This window comes from Thauera mechernichensis, from assembly GCF_029588855.1.
GTDB classification, from domain to species: Bacteria; Pseudomonadota; Gammaproteobacteria; order Burkholderiales; family Rhodocyclaceae; genus Thauera; species Thauera mechernichensis.
In genome coordinates this window covers 236015-253337 of record NZ_JARQZE010000001.1, presented here as the reverse complement: position 1 = coordinate 253337, position 17323 = coordinate 236015, and the positions used below count along the sequence as shown (strand labels likewise).

Here is a 17323-nt window from a genome sequence, read left to right as displayed (position 1 = left end):
AGCACTTTTGTCCGGAAGCTCCGTCATGTCGAATGCCTCGCCGTCCCCGCTCACCGCTCTGTCCCCGCTCGATGGCCGTTACCACGGCAAGGTGGCCGGGCTGCGCGACCATTTCTCCGAACACGGTCTCATCCGCAACCGCGTCAAGGTCGAGGTTGAGTGGCTCAAGGCGCTTGCAGCCGATGCCGCGCTGGCGGAGATCGCGCCCTTCTCGGTGGCAACCGTGGCTGAGCTCGACGCCGTGGTCGCAGACTTCTCGACCGCTGACGGCGAAGCGGTGAAGGCGATCGAGGCCACCACCAACCATGACGTCAAGGCCATGGAGTACTGGCTCAAGAAGCGCCTGGGACATAACGCCGAGGTGATGAAGGTGTCGGAGTTCATCCACTTTGCGTGTACCTCCGAGGACATCAACAACACCTCGCATGCGCTGATGCTGGCCGAAGGCCGCGACCGTGTGCTGCTGCCCGCGCTCGATGCCGTAATCGCCCGTTTCCGCGAGCTCGCCCATGCCCTGGCCGACCTCCCGATGCTGTCGCGCACCCATGGCCAACCTGCCAGCCCGACCACGCTCGGCAAGGAGATGGCGAATATCGCCGCGCGCCTGATGCGCGTCCGCGCCGCGATTGCCGGCGTCGCGATGACTGCCAAGTTCAACGGTGCGGTCGGTAACTACAACGCCCACCTGTCGGCCTGGCCCGAGTTCGACTGGGAAGGCTTCAACCGCCGCTTCATCGAGTCCCTGGGGCTGACATTCAACGAGTACACCATCCAGATCGAGCCGCACGACGCGATGGCCGAACTCTTCGACGCCATCGCCCGTAGCAACACCATACTGATCGATGCCTGCCGCGACATCTGGATGTACATCTCGCTCGGCTACTTCAAGCAGAAGCTCAAGGAAGGCGAGGTCGGCTCCTCGACCATGCCGCACAAGGTCAACCCGATCGACTTCGAGAACGCCGAGGGCAACTTCGGTCTCGCCAATGCGGTGCTCAAGCACTTCTCCGAGAAGTTGCCGATCTCGCGCATGCAGCGCGACCTCACCGATTCCACCGTGCTGCGCAACATGGGCGTGGGTTTCGGCCACACCGTTCTCGCGCTCGACAGCTGCCTGCGCGGCCTGGGCAAGCTCGAGGCCGACCCGGCGCGCCTGGCGGCCGACCTGGACGAGTGCTGGGAGGTGCTCGCCGAGCCGGTGCAGACGGTGATGCGCCGCTACGGCATCGAGAACCCCTACGAGCAACTCAAGGCCATGACCCGCGGCAAGGGCATCACCCGCGAGGCGCTGCAGGACTTCGTTCGCACGCTGGCCATCCCCGCCGAGGCGCGCGAGCACCTGCTGGCAATGACGCCGGCGAGCTACGTCGGCAAGGCCGCGGAGCTGGCGCGGCGCATCTGAGAACCCCCCTTGCGTGACGTGGGCGTAGCGCCTGCAAAAGCTCGCGGCAGGCGCCGCTCCAACAGCAACGCACCGCGCGCACCAGCCCCCGTGGGAGCGGCGCTAGCCGCGAGGGGTTGAAGGCGATGCTGCGAGACTGCAGAAAGCTCGTGGCTGGCGCCGCTCCCACAACACCTTGCTCACCGTGCCTGCGGCCAGGCCCCTGCATTGAGCGCCCTCACAAAGGAAGGAACACTGAATGGCTTTCGCCGACAACCTGAAAACACTGCCCGGCATTTCTCACCTCGCCGCGCTCAACCTCATCGATACCGCTGCTGCGGTCGTCGCCACCATCGAGAACAAGCCCGGTCAGGCCGGCTCGCTGGTGGTGTACAACCACCTCGCCCAGCTCTACGGCGCGATCAGCCCGGAAGCGGCCAGGAAAGGACTGGAGCTCTACGCCGAGCACACTGAAGACGCCCGCATCCACCCAGGCAAGCACCCCAACATCGACCGCCTGATCGGTCTCATCGAGCGCGGCGAGACGCTCACGGTCAAGCAGGTTTTTGCAGTTTGAGGGCTGGGGTTACAAGTCGGCACGCGAAGCGCTCTGCTTGTGGCGATCCAGGCGGCCGATCTTGTTCAAGCTCGCGGCCGCGGGGGGCGCCGCGGTAGCCCTTGCTGTAGGAGCGGCGCCCGCCGCGAGTCTTTCATCGCACCCGCCCAACGCATTTCGCCTTCAACCCCTCGCGGCTGGCGCCGCTCCCACGCGGTCTTCCGGATACGAGAAAGGCGCCCGCAGGCGCCTTTCTCGTATCCGGAAGACCGTGGGCTCAGACCACCGCCTCTTCCTTTTCCTTCTTCGGCTTGATGAACTGCTCGCGCGACACCCCCAGCCACATCACCAGCGGGCTGGCGACGAAGATCGACGAATAGATGCCGAAGCAGATGCCGATGGTCAGCGCCAGCGCGAAGTAATACAGCGTCTCGCCGCCGAAGATCAGCATCGACACCACCATCATCAAGGTACTGCCGTGGGTGATCACGGTGCGCGAGATCATCGCCGTGATCGCATGGTCCAGCACCGCCGGCGTGTCCATGGCACGCTTCTTCTTGAAGGTCTCGCGCACGCGGTCGAACACCACCACCGATTCGTTTACCGAATAGCCCAGCACCGCCAGCACCGCTGCCAGCACCGGCAGCGAGAACTCCCACTGGAAGAAGGCGAAGAAGCCGACGATGATGATCACGTCGTGAAGGTTGGCGATGATCGCGGACACGGCGAAGCGCCACTCGAAGCGCATCGCCAGGTAGATCACGATGCCGATGATCACCAGCAGCAGCGCCATTGCGCCATCGGTGGCCAGTTCCTTGCCGACCTGCGGGCCGACGAACTCCACCCGGCGCAGTTCGGGCTGGGGGCCTTCGGTGGCTTGCAGCGTGGCCATGACCCGCTCGGAGATGCGGCTGGTGTCGAGGTCCTCGCGGTTGGGCATGCGGATCAGGATCTCGCGCGCACTGCCGAAGTTCTGCACCTGCGCATCGGGGTAGCCGTCGCGCGCGAGCGCCTGGCGGATGTCCTCGATGCGCGGCGGCTCGGCGTAGCCGACCTCGATCAGCGTGCCGCCGGTAAATTCCACCGACAGGTTGAGCCCGCGCAGCACGATGAAGAACACCGCGAGCACGAAGGCGAGGCTGGAGAAAAGGTTGAACTTCAGCGCATGGCGCATGAAGGGGATGTCGGTTCGCTGACGGAAGAATTCCATGGTCTTGTCTGCCCTTGTCCCTTAGTTCGCCGACTGGCCCAGATGCAGCTTGGCGATCTTGCGCTGGCGGCCGTAGATGAAGTTGATGATCATGCGCGACACCAGGATGGCGCTGAACATCGAGGTCAGGATGCCCAGGCAGTGCACCACGGCGAAGCCGCGCACCGGGCCGGAGCCGAACACCAGCAGTGCGATACCTGCGATCAGGGTGGTGATGTTGGCGTCCAGGATGGTGTCGAAGGCGCGGTCGTAGCCGGCCGAGATCGCCGCTTGCGGGCTGGCACCGTTGCGCAGTTCCTCGCGGATGCGTTCGTTGATCAGCACGTTGGCGTCGATCGCCATGCCCAGGGTCAGCGCCATGGCGGCGATGCCGGGCAGGGTCAGCGTAGCCTGAAGCAGCGACAGCAGCGCGATCAGCAGCACGAGGTTGAAGGTGAGCGCGATTACCGACACCAGGCCGAACAGGGTGTAGTACGCGATCATGAACACGGCGATGGCGAGGAAGCCCCAGATCACCGAGTTGGAGCCCTTGGTGATGTTCTCGGCGCCCAGGCTGGGGCCGACGGTGCGCTCCTCGATGATCTCCATCGGCGCTGCCAGACTGCCGGCGCGCAGCAGCAGGGCGACGTCGTTGGCTTCGGCCGTGGTCATGCGGCCCGAGATCTGTACGCGCCCTCCGCCGATCTCGCTGCGGATCACCGGCGCAGTGACGACCTCGCCCTTGCCCTTCTCGAACAGCAGGATGGCCATGCGCTTGCCGACGCTCTCGCGCGTGACGTCGCGGAAGATGCGGGCGCCAGCGGCGTCCAGCGTCAGGTGCACCGCAGGCTCGTTGGTCTGGCCGTCGAAGCCGGGCTGGGCGTCGGTGAGGCGGTCGCCGGTCAGCACCACCTGGCGGCTGACCAGCAGCGGGGCGCCGCCGCGCTCGGTGTAGAGTTCGGTGCCGAAGGGCACGTTGCCCGCCAGGGCCTGCTCGACGGCGCCCGGGGTGTCATCGACCATGCGCACCTCGAGCGTGGCGGTGCGGCCGAGGATGTCCTTGGCCTTGGCCACGTCCTGCACGCCGGGCAGCTGTACCACGATGCGCTCGGCGCCCTGTTGCTGGATCACTGGCTCGGCGACGCCGAGCTCGTTGATGCGGTTGTGCAGGGTGGTGATGTTCTGCTTGATGGCGAAGTCGCGCATCGTCTGCTGCGCCTGCGCGGTCAGCGTGGCGACGAGCTTGAGGTCGTCGGCGGCGTCGTCGCGGTCGGCGAGCTGCAGGTCGTTGGTGGCGTCCTGGATGGCGCGGCGGCCCGCCTCGCGCTGTTCGGCGTCACGGAAACGGATGACGACGGTGTTGCCCTCGCGGGTGATGCCGGCGTGGCGCACGCTCTTGTCGCGCATCAGGGTGCGCAGGTCGCCCGTGGTCGAGTCCAGGCGCTTGACGAGCGCACCCGGCATGTCCACCTCGAGCAGGAAGTGCACCCCGCCGCGCAGGTCGAGGCCGAGGTACATCGGCAGGGCCTTGATCGAGGTCAGCCAGTTGGGCGAGGCCGACAGCAGGTTGAGCGCGACGACATAGGCGGGGTCGGCCGGGTCGGGGTTGAAGACCTGCTCGATCACGTCCTTGGCGCGCAGCTGCTGCTCGGTGTCGGCAAAGCGGGCACGCACGCTGGTGGCGTCCGAGAAGATCCCGGTGTGGGCCAGACCGGCCTCGCGCAGGGCGCTGTTGAGGCGGTCGGTGGTGCTTGCCGGGTCGAGCTTGAGCGTGGCCTTGGCGCTCGAGACCTGCACCGCCGGAACTTCACCATAGAAGTTGGGCAGGGTGTAGAGCAGGCCCCAGAGCAGCACGAGGACGATCAGGGCGTTCTTCCAGAGGGGGTAGCGGTTCATCGTCGTCGGGAGAGGTGTGGGGGGCGTTGCGGTTGTTCGCGGTGCGGGGCACCGGCGGGGCCGCGAAGCGGGCTGCACATCGTGCAGCGGGTGGGGTGATGCGAAACGCGCCGGCGGGCTGGGTGCCGGCCGGCGCGTGCAAGGCTTACAGCGACTTCAGCGTGCCCTTGGGCAGCACGGTGGCGACGGCCTGCTTCTGCACGGCGACCACGGTGTTGTTGGCGATCTCGAGCTGCACGAAGCTGTCGCCGACTTCGGTCACGCGCCCGGCGATGCCGCCGCCGGTCACCACCTCGTCGCCCTTGGCGAGGGCTTCGACCATGGCCTTGTGTTCCTTCGCGCGCTTCATCTGCGGGCGGATCATCAGGAACCACAGCACCACGAACATCAGGATCAGGGGCAGCAGGCCCATCAGGCCGCCGCTGGGGTCGCCGCCCGCAGCTTGGGCATAGGCATTGGAAATCAGCACGTTGATAACTCCAGATTGGCAAAAAAGCGCTCGATTATAACAGCAGCGGGGCGAGCGCCCGGGTGGATCAGATGCCTCCGCAGGGCGGGTGGTTCCTTCACTGCGTACCGGTGGCGCGTTCGGCGCGGAAGCGTCGCACGTAGGCGTCCAGCTCGCCCGCAGCGATCGAATCGCGCAACTCGGCGGTCAGGGTCTGGTAGTAGCGCAGGTTGTGTACCGTGTTGAGCATGCTGCCGAGGATCTCGCCGGTGCGGTGCAGATGGTGCAGGTAGGCGCGGCTGAAGTTGCGGCAGGTGTAGCAATCGCACGAGGGGTCGAGCGGCCGGGTGTCGGCCTTGTGAACGGCGTTCTTGATCTTGATGTCGCCGTAGCGGGTGAACAGCCAGCCGTTGCGGGCGTTGCGGGTGGGCATCACGCAGTCGAACATGTCGATGCCGGCGATCACGCCGTCGACGATGTCCTCGGGCGTGCCCACGCCCATGAGGTAGCGCGGCTTGCCCTGCGGCAGGCGCGGTGCGGTGTGGGCGAGGATGCGCGCCATGTCGTCCTTGGGTTCGCCCACCGACAGGCCACCGATGGCGAAGCCGTGAAAGCCGATGTCTTCGAGTGCGCCCTGCGACTCGTCGCGGAGGTCTTCGTACATGCCGCCCTGGACGATGCCGAACAACGCGTTGGTGTTGCCCAGGCGGTCGAACTCGTCGCGCGAGCGCTTCGCCCAGCGCTGCGACAGGCGCATCGACTTCGCCGCCTCGTCGCGAGTGGCGGGGTAGGGCGTGCATTCGTCGAAGATCATCACGATGTCCGAGTTGAGCACGGTCTGGATCTGCATCGAGATCTCGGGTGTCAGGAACAGCTTTGCGCCGTCGATCGGGCTGGCGAACTTGACCCCTTCCTCGGTGATCTTGCGCAGCGCGCCCAGGCTGAACACCTGGAAGCCGCCCGAGTCGGTGAGGATGGGCTTGTCCCAGGCCATGAAGCGCTGCAGGCCTTGGTGCGCGGCGATGATGTCCAGGCCCGGGCGCAGCCAGAGGTGGAAGGTGTTGCCCAGGCAGATCTGCGCGCCGATGTCAGCGAGCATGGCCGGCGTCATCGCCTTGACCGTGCCGTAAGTGCCGACGGGCATGAAGACCGGTGTCTCGACCGTGCCGTGGGCAAGGGTAAGGCGGCCGCGGCGGGCGCCGCCGTCGGTGGTGAGGAGTTCAAATTGCATTGTTGAGCTTGTCGTTCTCGGCTTCGTTGCGGCGGGTGATGAACATCGCGTCGCCGTAGCTGAAGAAGCGGTAGCGCTGGGCGACGGCGTGGGCGTAGGCGCGGCGGATGCTGTCCATGCCGGCGAAGGCCGACACCAGCATCATCAGGGTGGACTTGGGCAGGTGGAAGTTGGTGATGAGCGCATCGATCACCTGGAAGCGAAAGCCGGGCAGGATGAAGATTTCGGTCTCGCCGCTGCCGGCCTCGAGGGCGCCTTCCTGTGCAGCGGCCTCGAGTGCGCGCATGCTGGTGGTGCCGACCGCGATGACGCGTCCGCCGGCGGCGCGGGTTGCGGCGATGGCGTCCACGGTTTCCTGAGGGATCACGTAGCGCTCGCGGTGCATACGGTGCTCGCCGAGGTCGTCGACACGAACCGGCTGGAAGGTGCCGGCGCCGACGTGCAGGGTCAGCCAGGCGCAGCGCACGCCGCGCTCGACAAGGCGGTCGAGCAAGGCCTGATCGAAATGGAGTCCGGCCGTGGGTGCGGCGACTGACCCCGGGTCGCGCGCATAGACCGTCTGGTAGCGGCTTTCATCGGCGTCGCCGGCGGCGCGCTGGATGTAGGGCGGCAAGGGGAGCTTGCCATGGCGCTCGAGTAATTCGAAGAGGTCTTCGCCGGCGGGAAAGCGCAGGTGGAAGAATTCGCCGACACGACCAAGTACCTCGACATCGAAGGCGTCGGCGAGATACAGCCGGGCGCCTGTCTTGGGCGACTTGCTTGCACGCACCTGCGCGAGTGCTTCGTGCTGGCCGACCGCGCGTTCGATCAGGACCTCGACCTGCCCGCCGCTGTCCTTGACCCCGTGCAGGCGAGCGTGGATGACGCGGGTGTCGTTGAAGACGAGCAGGTCGCCAGGGCGAACGAGGTCCGGCAGGTCGGTGAAGCAGGCGTCGGCGAGCACCGGCGCCGAGCCTGCCTCGGGGGTGAGCACAAGCAGGCGGCTGGCGCTGCGCTCTGCAAGGGGAGCTTGCGCGATCAGTTCCGCGGGAAGGATGTAATCGAAATCGCTGAGAGTCAGGGGCATGATGGATTCTTGAAGCCAGGATCTGTTGCGGTTGGTGCCACGTCGTCGGCTTTCACTTGCCGTGTTGCCGTCGTCGCGTGATGCACCGGTCAGCAGCGTGCTTGCCGGGGTGAGGATTGTTCGGACATAATGCGCGTCCCTGGCCGGGATGGCGGAATCGGTAGACGCAGCGGATTCAAAATCCGCCGCCGCAAGGTGTGTGGGTTCGAGTCCCACTCCCGGCACCATGACGATCGGCGTCAGCGTTTCAAGACGCCCGATCCGCGGCGGCCATGCCCTGCCGGCCACTTGTCGGCCCACCCGGCCACAAGCGCGCCATTCCTACGATTCCCTCATTCCGTTCCATCGCCAACGCCGTCCGGAAGCCTTGGCAAGCCCGCGATTCTGTACGGGCTGCGAGCGAAAATCAAATCAGTCCGCGGTGGAGCCGCCGAGCTGATGACGCGCGGCTCCTTCGCTGATCGCGCGCACGGCGGGGTGTGTCAGCCTGCGTTCGACCGAGATCGCGTAATAGGTTTCGGTCACACCCCTTGCGTCTCCCAGATGCACCATGCCCGCCTGCCGACACAACTGCTCGCCGACCAGCGATGCGCTCGGGAACAGTCCGGCGCCTGCTTCCGCGAATGCACGCATCAGGGCGCTGTCGTCGAATTCGCCGACGATGCGCGGCCTTAGCCGTTCGGTTTCCAGCCAGCGCAGCAGCGGCGTGCGCACGCTCGCTTCGGCCCCCGGGAGCAGGAGCGGGGCGCCGTCGAGGCATGCCGGGAAGCTGCCTTGCAGTGCGTCTGCCAGTGTGGGGGTGGCGTACAGGCCGATGGTCGAGGTGCCGAGCGCGTGGCTGTAGCCGCGTACGTCCATGCTTGGCGGTAGCGGGCTGTCGGCGAGGACGACGTCGAGCTTGTGGATGGCGAGTTCGCCGAGGAGGGCGTCGAACTTGCCTTCCCGGCACACGATGCGCATCGGCTCGGCCAGATCCATCGACGGCGCGAGCAGCAGCCAGGCGATGGCCTTCGGCACCACGTCGGCAACGCCCACCCTGAAGGGCATGGCGCGCCCGGCCGAGCGGCTGCGCAGTGCTTCCTCGAGCTCGCTGCCGAGGCGAAAGATCTCCTCTGCATAGTCGAGCACCATGCGTCCCGTCTCGGTCAGCGCCAGCTTGCGGCCCTGCCGCTTGAACAGATTGACCCCGAGTTCGGTCTCGAGTGCGGCGATCTGGCCGGATACGGTTTGTGGCGCCAGCCCGGAACGTTCTGCGCCGCGGACGATCCCACCGGCACGGGCAGCCGTCCAGAAGTGGTGTAGTTGCTTGTAGTTGAGCATGGATGGCTCCCGTGGGCACAGGATGAAGATACTTCGACAAAACCAGATAAAGATTCAGTTGAACCAGGATTTTATCGAAGAGTCTGAGCGTTAGTATCCGTCGAGGCGTGGTGCCCGACGGCAATCGCGCAACAAGAACGAAGGAGACTGCATATGCGTATCGATCTGCACTGCGACAATGTCGAGGCTGCTCCCGGGCTGCGTGACTATGTGACGCGACGGATGCAGTTCGCCATCGGGCGTTTCCGCGACCACATCCAGTGGGCGCGTGTGAAAGTGGCCGATGTGAATGGGCCGCGAGGCGGCACCGACAAACGATGCGTGGTACAACTGCGGCTGCGCAATCTGCCGGACGTGGTGTTCGCCATCACCCAGATCGAGGTGCGGGCGGCCGTCGACGAGGCTGCAGACCGTGTTTCGCGTGTGCTCGCGCAGCGTGTCCGGCGCAGTCAGCGGCCGGTGCGCAGCGTGGCGCCCCAACTTGACGCAGTACCTGCCTGATCGGCGTCGTTCAAAACAATTCAACAACTTCCCCTGGAGGAATGCTCGAAATGGAAAACCGCATGACGATGACGCGCTCCGAAGCGTCGGTCCTGTCGACCAACAAGGTCATCCGCAACACCTACATGCTGCTGTCGTTGACGCTGGCTTTTTCGGCGCTCACCGCGGGCTTGTCGATGGCGATGGGCTTGCCCCACCCGGGCCTGATCCTGACCCTGGTCGGTTACTTCGGCCTGCTTTTCCTGACGAGCAAGTTCCGTAACAGCAGCCTCGGCATCGTGTTCGTGTTCGCCCTGACCGGCTTCATGGGCTTCACCCTCGGCCCGATCATCTCGGCCTACCTGTCGCTGCCCAACGGCAGCAGTATCGTGATGCAGGCGATGGCGGGCACGGCGGCGATCTTCCTGGGCCTGTCCGCGTATGCGGTGACGACCAAGAAGGACTTCTCCTTCATGGGCGGTTTCCTGATGGTCGGCATCCTGGTCGCCTTCCTGGCCGGTCTTGGGGCGGTGTTCTTCTCGATCCCCGCGCTGTCGCTGACCGTATCCGCGGCCTTCGTGCTGCTGATGTCGGGCCTGATCCTGTATGAGACCAGCAACATCATCCATGGTGGCGAGACCAACTACATCATGGCCACGGTGACGCTGTTCGTCTCCATCTTCAATCTCTTCACCAGCCTGCTGCACCTGCTGGGCTTCGCCAACAACGACTGACCCCCTGGCGCCGACGGGCGCTCGGGGCAGGGCATCGGGGCGGCCGCCATCACGGGGCCGCCCCGATGCGTTCGGCGGCCTGAATGCGGCAGCGCAGCGAAGACGGTGCGCGTCGCCGTCCGGGCGGCGTTACAATGGCGGACATTTTTTGACTGGGAACGGCTGGATGAAAACCACCTTTCTGGATTTCGAAACGGCAATCGCCGAACTGGAAGCGAAGATCGACCAGCTTCGCTTCGTGCAGGATGACCCGGCTGTAGACATCTCCGAAGAGATCGGGCGCCTCGAGGCCAAGAGCCAGTCGCTGACCAAGGATCTCTATGGCAAGCTCACGCCGTGGCAGATTTCCCAGGTTGCGCGTCACCCCCAGCGCCCCTATACGCTGGACTACGCCGAGCTGATCTTTACCGATTTCAAGGAGTTGCACGGTGACCGCGCCTTCGCCGACGACAAGGCGATCGTCGGCGGCCTGGCGCGTTTCAACGGGCAGTCCTGCGTCGTCATCGGCCACCAGAAGGGGCGGGACACCAAGGAGAAGATCGCGCGCAACTTCGGCATGCCCCGTCCCGAGGGCTACCGCAAGGCGATGCGGCTGATGAAGCTGGCCGAGAAGTTCGGCCTGCCGGTGTTTACCTTCGTCGATACGCCGGGCGCCTACCCCGGCATCGGTGCCGAGGAGCGCGGCCAGTCCGAGGCGATCGGCCACAGCATCTACCTGATGGCCGAACTGCGTGTGCCGATCATCAGCACCATCATCGGTGAGGGCGGTTCGGGTGGGGCGCTGGCGATCGCGGTCGCAGATCAGGTACTGATGCTGCAGTATTCGACCTATTCGGTGATTTCTCCCGAGGGCTGCGCCTCCATCCTGTGGAAGAGTGCCGACAGGGCGCCTGATGCAGCCGAGACGATGGGTATCACCGCCGCGCGACTCAAGGCCTTGAACCTTGTCGACCGGGTCGTCAATGAGCCCGTTGGTGGCGCGCACCGCGATCCGCGCGCGATGGCCACCGCACTCAAGCGTGCGCTTGGCGATGCGCTGCGCGAACTCGAGGCGCTCACGCCCTCGGAGCTCGTGGCCCAGCGCTACGACAAGCTCATGAGCTACGGTCGTTTCAAGGACAAGGCGGCCTGAGCGCCGCCGTGTCGTCGCGTTCCAGCGCGGGGTGAGCGCTGGCCACCATGAAGCTCCGCCCGAGGTGAATGGGCCCATGCTTGCTGCCGTCGCGCAGTGCCTGCGCCGTGCCGGGGTCGGAGCGGGCGCGCGACTATGCTGCGCGTTGTCCGGCGGTGTCGATTCCGTTGTCCTGCTGGCGCTGCTGCATCGTCTTCGGCCCGAGGTGGGGTTCAGTCTCGAGGCCGCTCATGTCCACCATGGGTTGAGCCCCAATGCGAGCGCCTGGGCCGATGCGTGTGAGGCGCATTGCGCGAGGCTCGGCGTTCCCTTCCAAGTCCTCAGGGTCGCGGTCGATCCTGCGCACAGCGGTGGTCCGGAGGCGGCGGCGCGCGCAGCACGGCATGCCGCGCTCGATCGCGTACCGTGCGACTGGATGGTGTTCGGCCATCATCAGGATGATCAGGCCGAGACCCTGTTGTTCCGGCTGCTGCGCGGTGCGGGGGTTGCGGGCGCTGCGGCGATGGCGGTGTCCGTTGCGGCTGCGCCCGGGCGTCCCGGGCGTCTGCGGCCGCTGCTGGGTCAGCGCCGAGCCGGCATCCTGGAGTGGGCGCGGCGCGAGGCGCTCTCATGGGTAGAGGACGAGAGCAATGCCGACCTCCGCTTCGCCCGCAATATGCTGCGCCACCGCGTGCTGCCGAGCCTGGAAGCAGCATTCCCGTCCGCAGTGCCGATGCTGGCGCGCGCCTGCGCCAACTTTGCCGAGGCCGAAGGCCTGCTCGCCGACCTGGCCGAGCTCGACGCTCAAACGTGTGGGGGGCGGATCTGGCGGGCGAGCAGTGTGCTTGGGCTGAGCGTGCCACGGCAGGCGAACCTGCTGCGATGGCGCCTGCGCGAGTATGGCGCGCAGGCGCCATCGCGAGGGCGCCTGGAAGAGGCCCTGCGCCAGCTGGCGACGGCGACAGACGCACGGCCGCTGCGCGTGGCCTTGGGAAATGGCTGGGCGTGTTGCGTTTACCGCGGGGTGCTGTGGGTGGAGGGGGTCGAGGAGGTCTCTGTGCAGGCGCGGGAATGGCGCGGAGAGGCCGCGCTGCCGTGGGGCAGCGGCCTGGTGCGATTCGAGTGTGGCCTCGGGGTCGGCCTCAGCCGGGTACGCCTGCAGGAGGCGGAGCGACTTGTGCTGGCCGCGCGCGCGCCCGGTGTGCGGCTCCAGCTGGCACCCGGGCGTCCGCGCCAGCTGCTGCGCAAGCTCTGCCAGGCGGCGGGGGTGCCGGCCTGGCTGCGTGATCGCATGCCGGTGCTATGGGCCGATGACGCGCCGGTGTGGGTGGCCGGCATCGGCATCGCCTGCAGTCATGCCTGTGCGCCTGACGAGGCCGGCGTGATGCCGCGCTGGGAGCCGGGCGCGCGGGCCGGCGCCTGAGCCGGGGCTGGCTCAGCTGCGCAGGGTCGTGAGCATCTGAGCCAGTTCGACGGCTGAGCGGACGTCCATCTTGTCGAAAATGCGCGAGCGGTGGGCTTCCACGGTGCGCATCGAGATCGACAGCTCATCGGCGATGACCTTGTTGTACTTGCCCTCCAGGATCAGGTCCATGACCTCGCGTTCGCGGCAGGTCAGCGTTGCAAGTCGTGCTTCGATGGTCTCGCGGCTGGCTGCGGCGCGCTGGCGTTCTGCGTCAGCGGCGAGCGCCGTCTCCACGAGACTGACCAGGTCGTGGTCGTTGAAGGGCTTCTCGATGAAGTGGAACGCACCCTTCTTGAGCGCAGCGACCGCCATCGGCACGTCGCCATGGCCGGTGATGAAGATCACTGGCAGTTCGCAGCCGCGCGCAAGCAGGGTGTCGAAGCACTCCAGGCCGCTCATTCCTGCCATGCGGATGTCGAGCACAATGCATCCGCGCCACTGCGGACTCCACGCTTCGAGGAAGTCCTCGCCGCTTGCCCAGGTCCGGCAGGCGACGCCCCGTGTCTTGAACAGCCATTGCAGGGCGTCCCGGATGGCCTCGTCGTCATCGATGATGTGGGTGCAGGCAGTGCTCATGCTGGATCGGGTTCCACGGGAAGCGACAGGGTGAAGATGGTACCGCCCCCGGGGCGTGCTTCGAAAGTCAGGCGGCCGTGATGCAGTTCGGCGATCGAGCGGCAGATGTTGAGCCCCATGCCCATGCCGGCGTTCTTGGTGGTGAAGAAGGGCTCGAACAGCCGTGCCGCCGTCGCTGCGTCGATGCCGGTGCCGCGGTCGGCGACCGAGATGATGACCTGGCGGTCCTTGAGGGCCGTGCTGATCAGCGCCTGGCGCTGTACGGCGGGGGTGTCGTGCATGGCGTCCATGGCATTGCGTACGAGGTTGATGACGATCTGTTCGATCATCACCGCGTCGGCGGCCACCGGCGGGAGCTTGCGCGCAAGCGAGCTTGCAATCTGGGTGCCGCGTTTGCGCGCGTCGGCCTCGATCAGGGCGACCGCGTCGCGGATCACGGCGTTGAGATCAAGCGCTTCGAGCCGGGGTTCGGAGCGGCGCACGAAATCATGCACGCGGCGGATGATGTCGCCGGCTCGGCGTGCCTGGCGGGCGATGCGTTCGTGGATGTCGCGCAGTTCGTCGCGGTCCAGTTGGCCGCTTTCGAGGCGGTTGATACAGCCCGAGTTGTAGCTGGCGATGGCCGCCAGCGGCTGGTTGAGCTCGTGGGCAAGGGTCGAGGCCATTTCGCCCATGGTGATCAGGCGCGAACTCTGCTGCAGCCGCTCTTCCTGCTGGCGCGCATGCTCGAGTGTGCGCTTCTGCTCGGTGATGTCGAGCACCGAGCCCATCCAGCCTGCGTGGCGCCCCTGCGGGTCGATGAGCGGGGCCTCGAGTACCAGCGCATCGAGGATGTCCCCGTTCTTGCGTCGCAGGCGCACCTCGGTGCCCTGTGGTGAGCTCCCCCCGGACATGATCTCGCGGTGCAGCTCGAAGGTCTCCTCGAGGTGCTCCGGATCCCAATAGGGCATGGGGGGTTTCAGGCCGACCAGTTCGTCGGCTTCATAGCCGGTCATGCGGCAGAAGGCGGAGTTCACGTAGGTGAGGCGGCCGTCGAGGTCGCGGGCGCGCATGCCGGTGATCAGCGAGTCCTCCATGGCCTTGCGGAAGGCCGATTCGGCACGCAATGCGGCTTCGGCCTGCTGACGCCTTGCCAGCTCGCGCCGCAACTGGATCACGCTCCAGATGATGATGCCGGCCAGCAGGACCAGCGAGGCGCCGAGGAGCAGCGGGATCCAGCGCGTTTCGTACTTGTAGGCGGTGATCTGCAGGGTGAGGCCGTGGCCGGGCGGGTCGAAGGGCATGGTGTAGGCCAGCCATGCGGACACGGGTGCGACCTTCGACTTGGCCGCGATCTCACGGTCGTCGGCGTCGAGCACCGCGACGCGATAGCGTTCGGAGAACCACCAGGGCAGTTCGCGCACCACCAGATCGGAGAGCGAATATACTCCGACGACAACGCCCAGCAGCGCTTCGTTGGACCACACCGGTACATGAACCTCGAAATGGTGGGCGCCGTTCGTGGTGGGGTAGGTGGGGCCGTAGACCGGTCGGCCGAGTGCGCGCGCGAGCTTCAGGCTGGGCTCGCCGGGAACCCCGGCGGAGCCCTCGTCGCCAGCGTGAGGCCGCGGTGTGGGTGGCAGGGCGCCTGCGATACGTCCGTCGGCGCGCACCCAGATGATCTGCACCAGGCCGCGCTCCTGGTTCAGCAGGCTGGACAGGCGGGCTTCGGTGGGTGCTCCCAGTGTCTGTCCGGCAAACAGCTCGGGGCCGATCTGCTGCAGGTGGATTTCGTTGCGGTCGAGATGGAAGCGCAGGTTCTGTTCCATCCACAGCACGTCGTTGATCAGTGTGGTGCGCTGCTCGTCGGTGTCGTGGGCGCGGGTGAGCCAGACAAGCGCGGCGATCGCAACCACGAACAGGCCCAGCGTGAGGTAGGGCAGCTGCTGCATCCACCGCCTGCGTGCGACGGTTTCAATGCTGGGGGCGTGTCGAGTTGAGGGCGCTTGAGTCATCGGGCTGGATGCGGTGCAGCAGGAAAGGCGCGGCGGCGCGGTGTCAGGCTCCCACAATAGCAGGCGGCAAGGCGGTGCAAGAAGTGGATGTCCGGCACGAAGTGTCCACGCGGATCGGATCAGGTGCACGACCTGCTTGTACTGCTCGACGCGTCCGGGTGTGCGAATGGAGGAGGTGAGATGGGTTTGCGTGCAGTTTTGCTTGGCGTGCTTGCGTTCGGATTGTCGGCCGCAGTTTCGGCTGCGGATCCCGTCGTCATCCGCTTCAGCCACGTTGTGGCTGCGGACACGCCCAAGGGCAAGGCCGCTGAGAAGTTCAAGGAGCTCGCCGAGCGCTACACCGAGGGAGCGGTCATCGTTGAGGTCCATGCCAACAGCAGTCTGTACAAGGACAAGGAGGAAATGGAGGCGCTTCAGCTTGGCGCGGTCCAGCTGCTGGCGCCGTCGCTGGCGAAGTTCGGTCAGCTCGGAATGCGCGAATTCGAGGTGTTCGACCTGCCTTACATTTTTGACGGCTATGAGGCCTTGAACAAGGTCACTCAGGGGCCGCTGGGCCAGCAACTGCTGTCCCGGCTCGAGGCGCGGGGGATCAAGGGGCTGGCGTTCTGGGACAACGGCTTCAAGTCATTCTCCGCCAACTCGCCGATCCGCCGCCCTGAGGACCTGCGTGGCAAGACGATGCGGATCCAGTCGTCCAAGGTGCTCGACGAACAGATGCGTGCGCTCGGAGCACTACCGATGGCGATGGCTTTTTCGGAGGTCTATCCGGCCTTGCGTGCAGGCGTGGTGGATGGCACGGAGAATCCGCACTCGAATCTCTTCACCCAGAACATGCACGAAGTGCAGAAGCATGTGACCCTGACCGAGCATGGCTATCTGGGCTATGCGGTGATCGCCAACAAGCGCTTCTGGGACCGCCTGCCGGCCGATGTCCGGGTTCGGTTGGAGCGTGCCATGGCCGAATCGACCGCTTACGCCAACCGTATCGCCAAGGAAGAGAACGACAGGGCGCTCGAGGCTGTACGCGCCGCCGGCACGACCGAGATCTACGAGCCGAGCGCGCAGGAGAAGGCGGCGTTCAAGAGGGCGTTGATCCCTGTGCACAGGACGATGGAGGGGCGCATTGGCAGCGAGCTGATCCGTGCGATTCATCGTGAGACGGGCTTCGAGTCTTCGGGGCACTGATCCGCGGTGTCGATGGTGCTGTCTGCGCAGCCGCTGTCACCGCGGCACTCGCCGGACGCATCGGTGTCACACGAAACCTGCTAAAATCTTGCGCTTTTTCCAAACTTTCCGCTTTAACCAAGCACAGTCCCGGAGTTATCCATGGCAATCGAACGCACCCTGTCCATCATCAAGCCCGACGCCGTCGCCAAGAACGTGATCGGCCAGATCTACGCCCGCTTCGAAGCGGCCGGTCTCAAGATCATCGCCGCCAAGATGGTGCACCTGTCCGAGCAGGAAGCCGGCCAGTTCTACGCCGTGCACAAGGAGCGTCCCTTCTTCAAGGATCTGGTGTCCTTCATGACCTCCGGCCCGGTGATGATCCAGTGCCTCGAGGGTGAGAACGCCATCGCCAAGAACCGTGAGCTGATGGGCGCCACCGACCCGAAGAAGGCCGACAAGGGCACCATCCGCGCAGATTTCGCCGATTCGATCGACGCCAATGCCGTGCACGGCTCCGACGCCCCCGAGACGGCTGCCGTGGAAGTGGCTTTCTTCTTCCCGGGCATGAACGTTTACTCGCGCTGAGCGGTCCGTACCAACGGCCCGTCGCGCACGCTTCGCGGTGCGTCCCGCACCGCATGCGGCGTGTGCGGGCCGTTTGCATTACGGGCGGTCTGCGATTTGAGGCCGCTGCTGCCATAAGGTGTGG

General features: G+C 65.9%; 16 protein-coding genes and 1 tRNA gene. 9 read left to right on the top strand and 8 right to left on the bottom strand.

Translation table 11 applies throughout. From position 1 onward, the window contains the following. The first annotated feature begins 25 nt into the window (after positions 1–25). Positions 26–1402, top strand: coding sequence for an adenylosuccinate lyase (purB, locus tag P7F68_RS01285; RefSeq protein ID WP_277830011.1), 1377 nt, complete (start codon positions 26–28; stop codon positions 1400–1402). Positions 1403–1640: 238 nt separating this feature from the next. Continuing rightward, positions 1641–1958 (top strand): DUF2322 family protein, encoded by a 318-nt coding sequence (locus P7F68_RS01280; protein WP_277830009.1) that lies wholly within the window; start codon positions 1641–1643, stop codon positions 1956–1958. A 256-nt stretch (positions 1959–2214) separates the two neighbouring features. Here the strand turns inward: P7F68_RS01280 and secF are convergent, their stop codons facing one another. The 5 genes from secF to queA all read right to left on the bottom strand — a co-directional run bounded on the left by secF (position 2215) and on the right by queA (position 7767). Beyond that, a complete protein-coding gene (gene secF / locus P7F68_RS01275) occupies positions 2215–3147 on the bottom strand; it encodes a protein translocase subunit SecF (protein ID WP_002931469.1) in 933 nt (310 codons plus the stop codon). A gap of 21 nt (positions 3148–3168) precedes the next feature. Continuing rightward, positions 3169–5022 (bottom strand): protein translocase subunit SecD, encoded by a 1854-nt coding sequence (gene secD / locus P7F68_RS01270; RefSeq protein ID WP_002944191.1) that lies wholly within the window; start codon positions 5020–5022, stop codon positions 3169–3171. A gap of 145 nt (positions 5023–5167) precedes the next feature. Further along, a complete protein-coding gene (yajC, locus tag P7F68_RS01265; protein WP_002931459.1) occupies positions 5168–5491 on the bottom strand; it encodes a preprotein translocase subunit YajC in 324 nt (107 codons plus the stop codon). 97 nt (positions 5492–5588) lie between these two features. After that, positions 5589–6701, bottom strand: coding sequence for a tRNA guanosine(34) transglycosylase Tgt (tgt, locus tag P7F68_RS01260; protein WP_277830002.1), 1113 nt, complete (start codon positions 6699–6701; stop codon positions 5589–5591). Continuing rightward, positions 6691–7767 (bottom strand): tRNA preQ1(34) S-adenosylmethionine ribosyltransferase-isomerase QueA, encoded by a 1077-nt coding sequence (gene queA, locus P7F68_RS01255; protein WP_277830000.1) that lies wholly within the window; start codon positions 7765–7767, stop codon positions 6691–6693. The genes tgt and queA overlap by 11 nt, the downstream gene beginning before the upstream one ends. Positions 7768–7909: 142 nt before the next feature. Between queA and P7F68_RS01250 the strand changes: the two genes are divergently transcribed. Continuing rightward, positions 7910–7994, top strand: a tRNA-Leu gene (locus P7F68_RS01250). A 184-nt stretch (positions 7995–8178) separates the two neighbouring features. On the opposite strand, the gene nhaR is transcribed toward P7F68_RS01250, so the two are convergent. Further along, on the bottom strand, positions 8179–9087 hold the full coding sequence (gene nhaR, locus P7F68_RS01245) for a transcriptional activator NhaR (protein WP_002924799.1): 909 nt from the start codon (positions 9085–9087) through the stop codon (positions 8179–8181). A 153-nt stretch (positions 9088–9240) separates the two neighbouring features. Between nhaR and P7F68_RS01240 the strand changes: the two genes are divergently transcribed. The 4 genes from P7F68_RS01240 to tilS all read left to right on the top strand — a co-directional run bounded on the left by P7F68_RS01240 (position 9241) and on the right by tilS (position 12835). After that, complete coding sequence (locus P7F68_RS01240) at positions 9241–9588, top strand: HPF/RaiA family ribosome-associated protein (RefSeq protein WP_002924797.1); 348 nt, start codon at positions 9241–9243, stop codon at positions 9586–9588. Between the two features lie 50 nt (positions 9589–9638). Further along, on the top strand, positions 9639–10301 hold the full coding sequence (locus tag P7F68_RS01235; RefSeq protein ID WP_002944198.1) for a Bax inhibitor-1/YccA family protein: 663 nt from the start codon (positions 9639–9641) through the stop codon (positions 10299–10301). Between the two features lie 166 nt (positions 10302–10467). Next, positions 10468–11433, top strand: a complete 966-nt coding sequence (locus P7F68_RS01230) for an acetyl-CoA carboxylase carboxyltransferase subunit alpha (RefSeq protein ID WP_002924793.1) — start codon at positions 10468–10470, stop codon at positions 11431–11433. Between the two features lie 76 nt (positions 11434–11509). After that, positions 11510–12835, top strand: coding sequence for a tRNA lysidine(34) synthetase TilS (tilS, locus tag P7F68_RS01225; protein WP_277829996.1), 1326 nt, complete (start codon positions 11510–11512; stop codon positions 12833–12835). A gap of 12 nt (positions 12836–12847) precedes the next feature. On the opposite strand, the gene P7F68_RS01220 is transcribed toward tilS, so the two are convergent. After that, positions 12848–13453, bottom strand: a complete 606-nt coding sequence (locus P7F68_RS01220) for a response regulator transcription factor (RefSeq protein ID WP_002944204.1) — start codon at positions 13451–13453, stop codon at positions 12848–12850. Further along, positions 13450–15384 (bottom strand): sensor histidine kinase, encoded by a 1935-nt coding sequence (locus P7F68_RS01215; protein ID WP_002944206.1) that lies wholly within the window; start codon positions 15382–15384, stop codon positions 13450–13452. Before P7F68_RS01215 ends, P7F68_RS01220 begins: the two co-directional genes overlap by 4 nt. A gap of 243 nt (positions 15385–15627) precedes the next feature. Between P7F68_RS01215 and P7F68_RS01210 the strand changes: the two genes are divergently transcribed. Both P7F68_RS01210 and ndk read left to right on the top strand, forming a co-directional pair. Beyond that, positions 15628–16632, top strand: coding sequence for a TRAP transporter substrate-binding protein (locus P7F68_RS01210; protein ID WP_277829989.1), 1005 nt, complete (start codon positions 15628–15630; stop codon positions 16630–16632). 141 nt (positions 16633–16773) lie between these two features. Beyond that, positions 16774–17199: a nucleoside-diphosphate kinase gene (gene ndk / locus P7F68_RS01205; RefSeq protein ID WP_002924781.1), complete on the top strand. Its 426-nt coding sequence runs from the start codon at positions 16774–16776 to the stop codon at positions 17197–17199. Positions 17200–17323 lie beyond the last annotated feature (124 nt).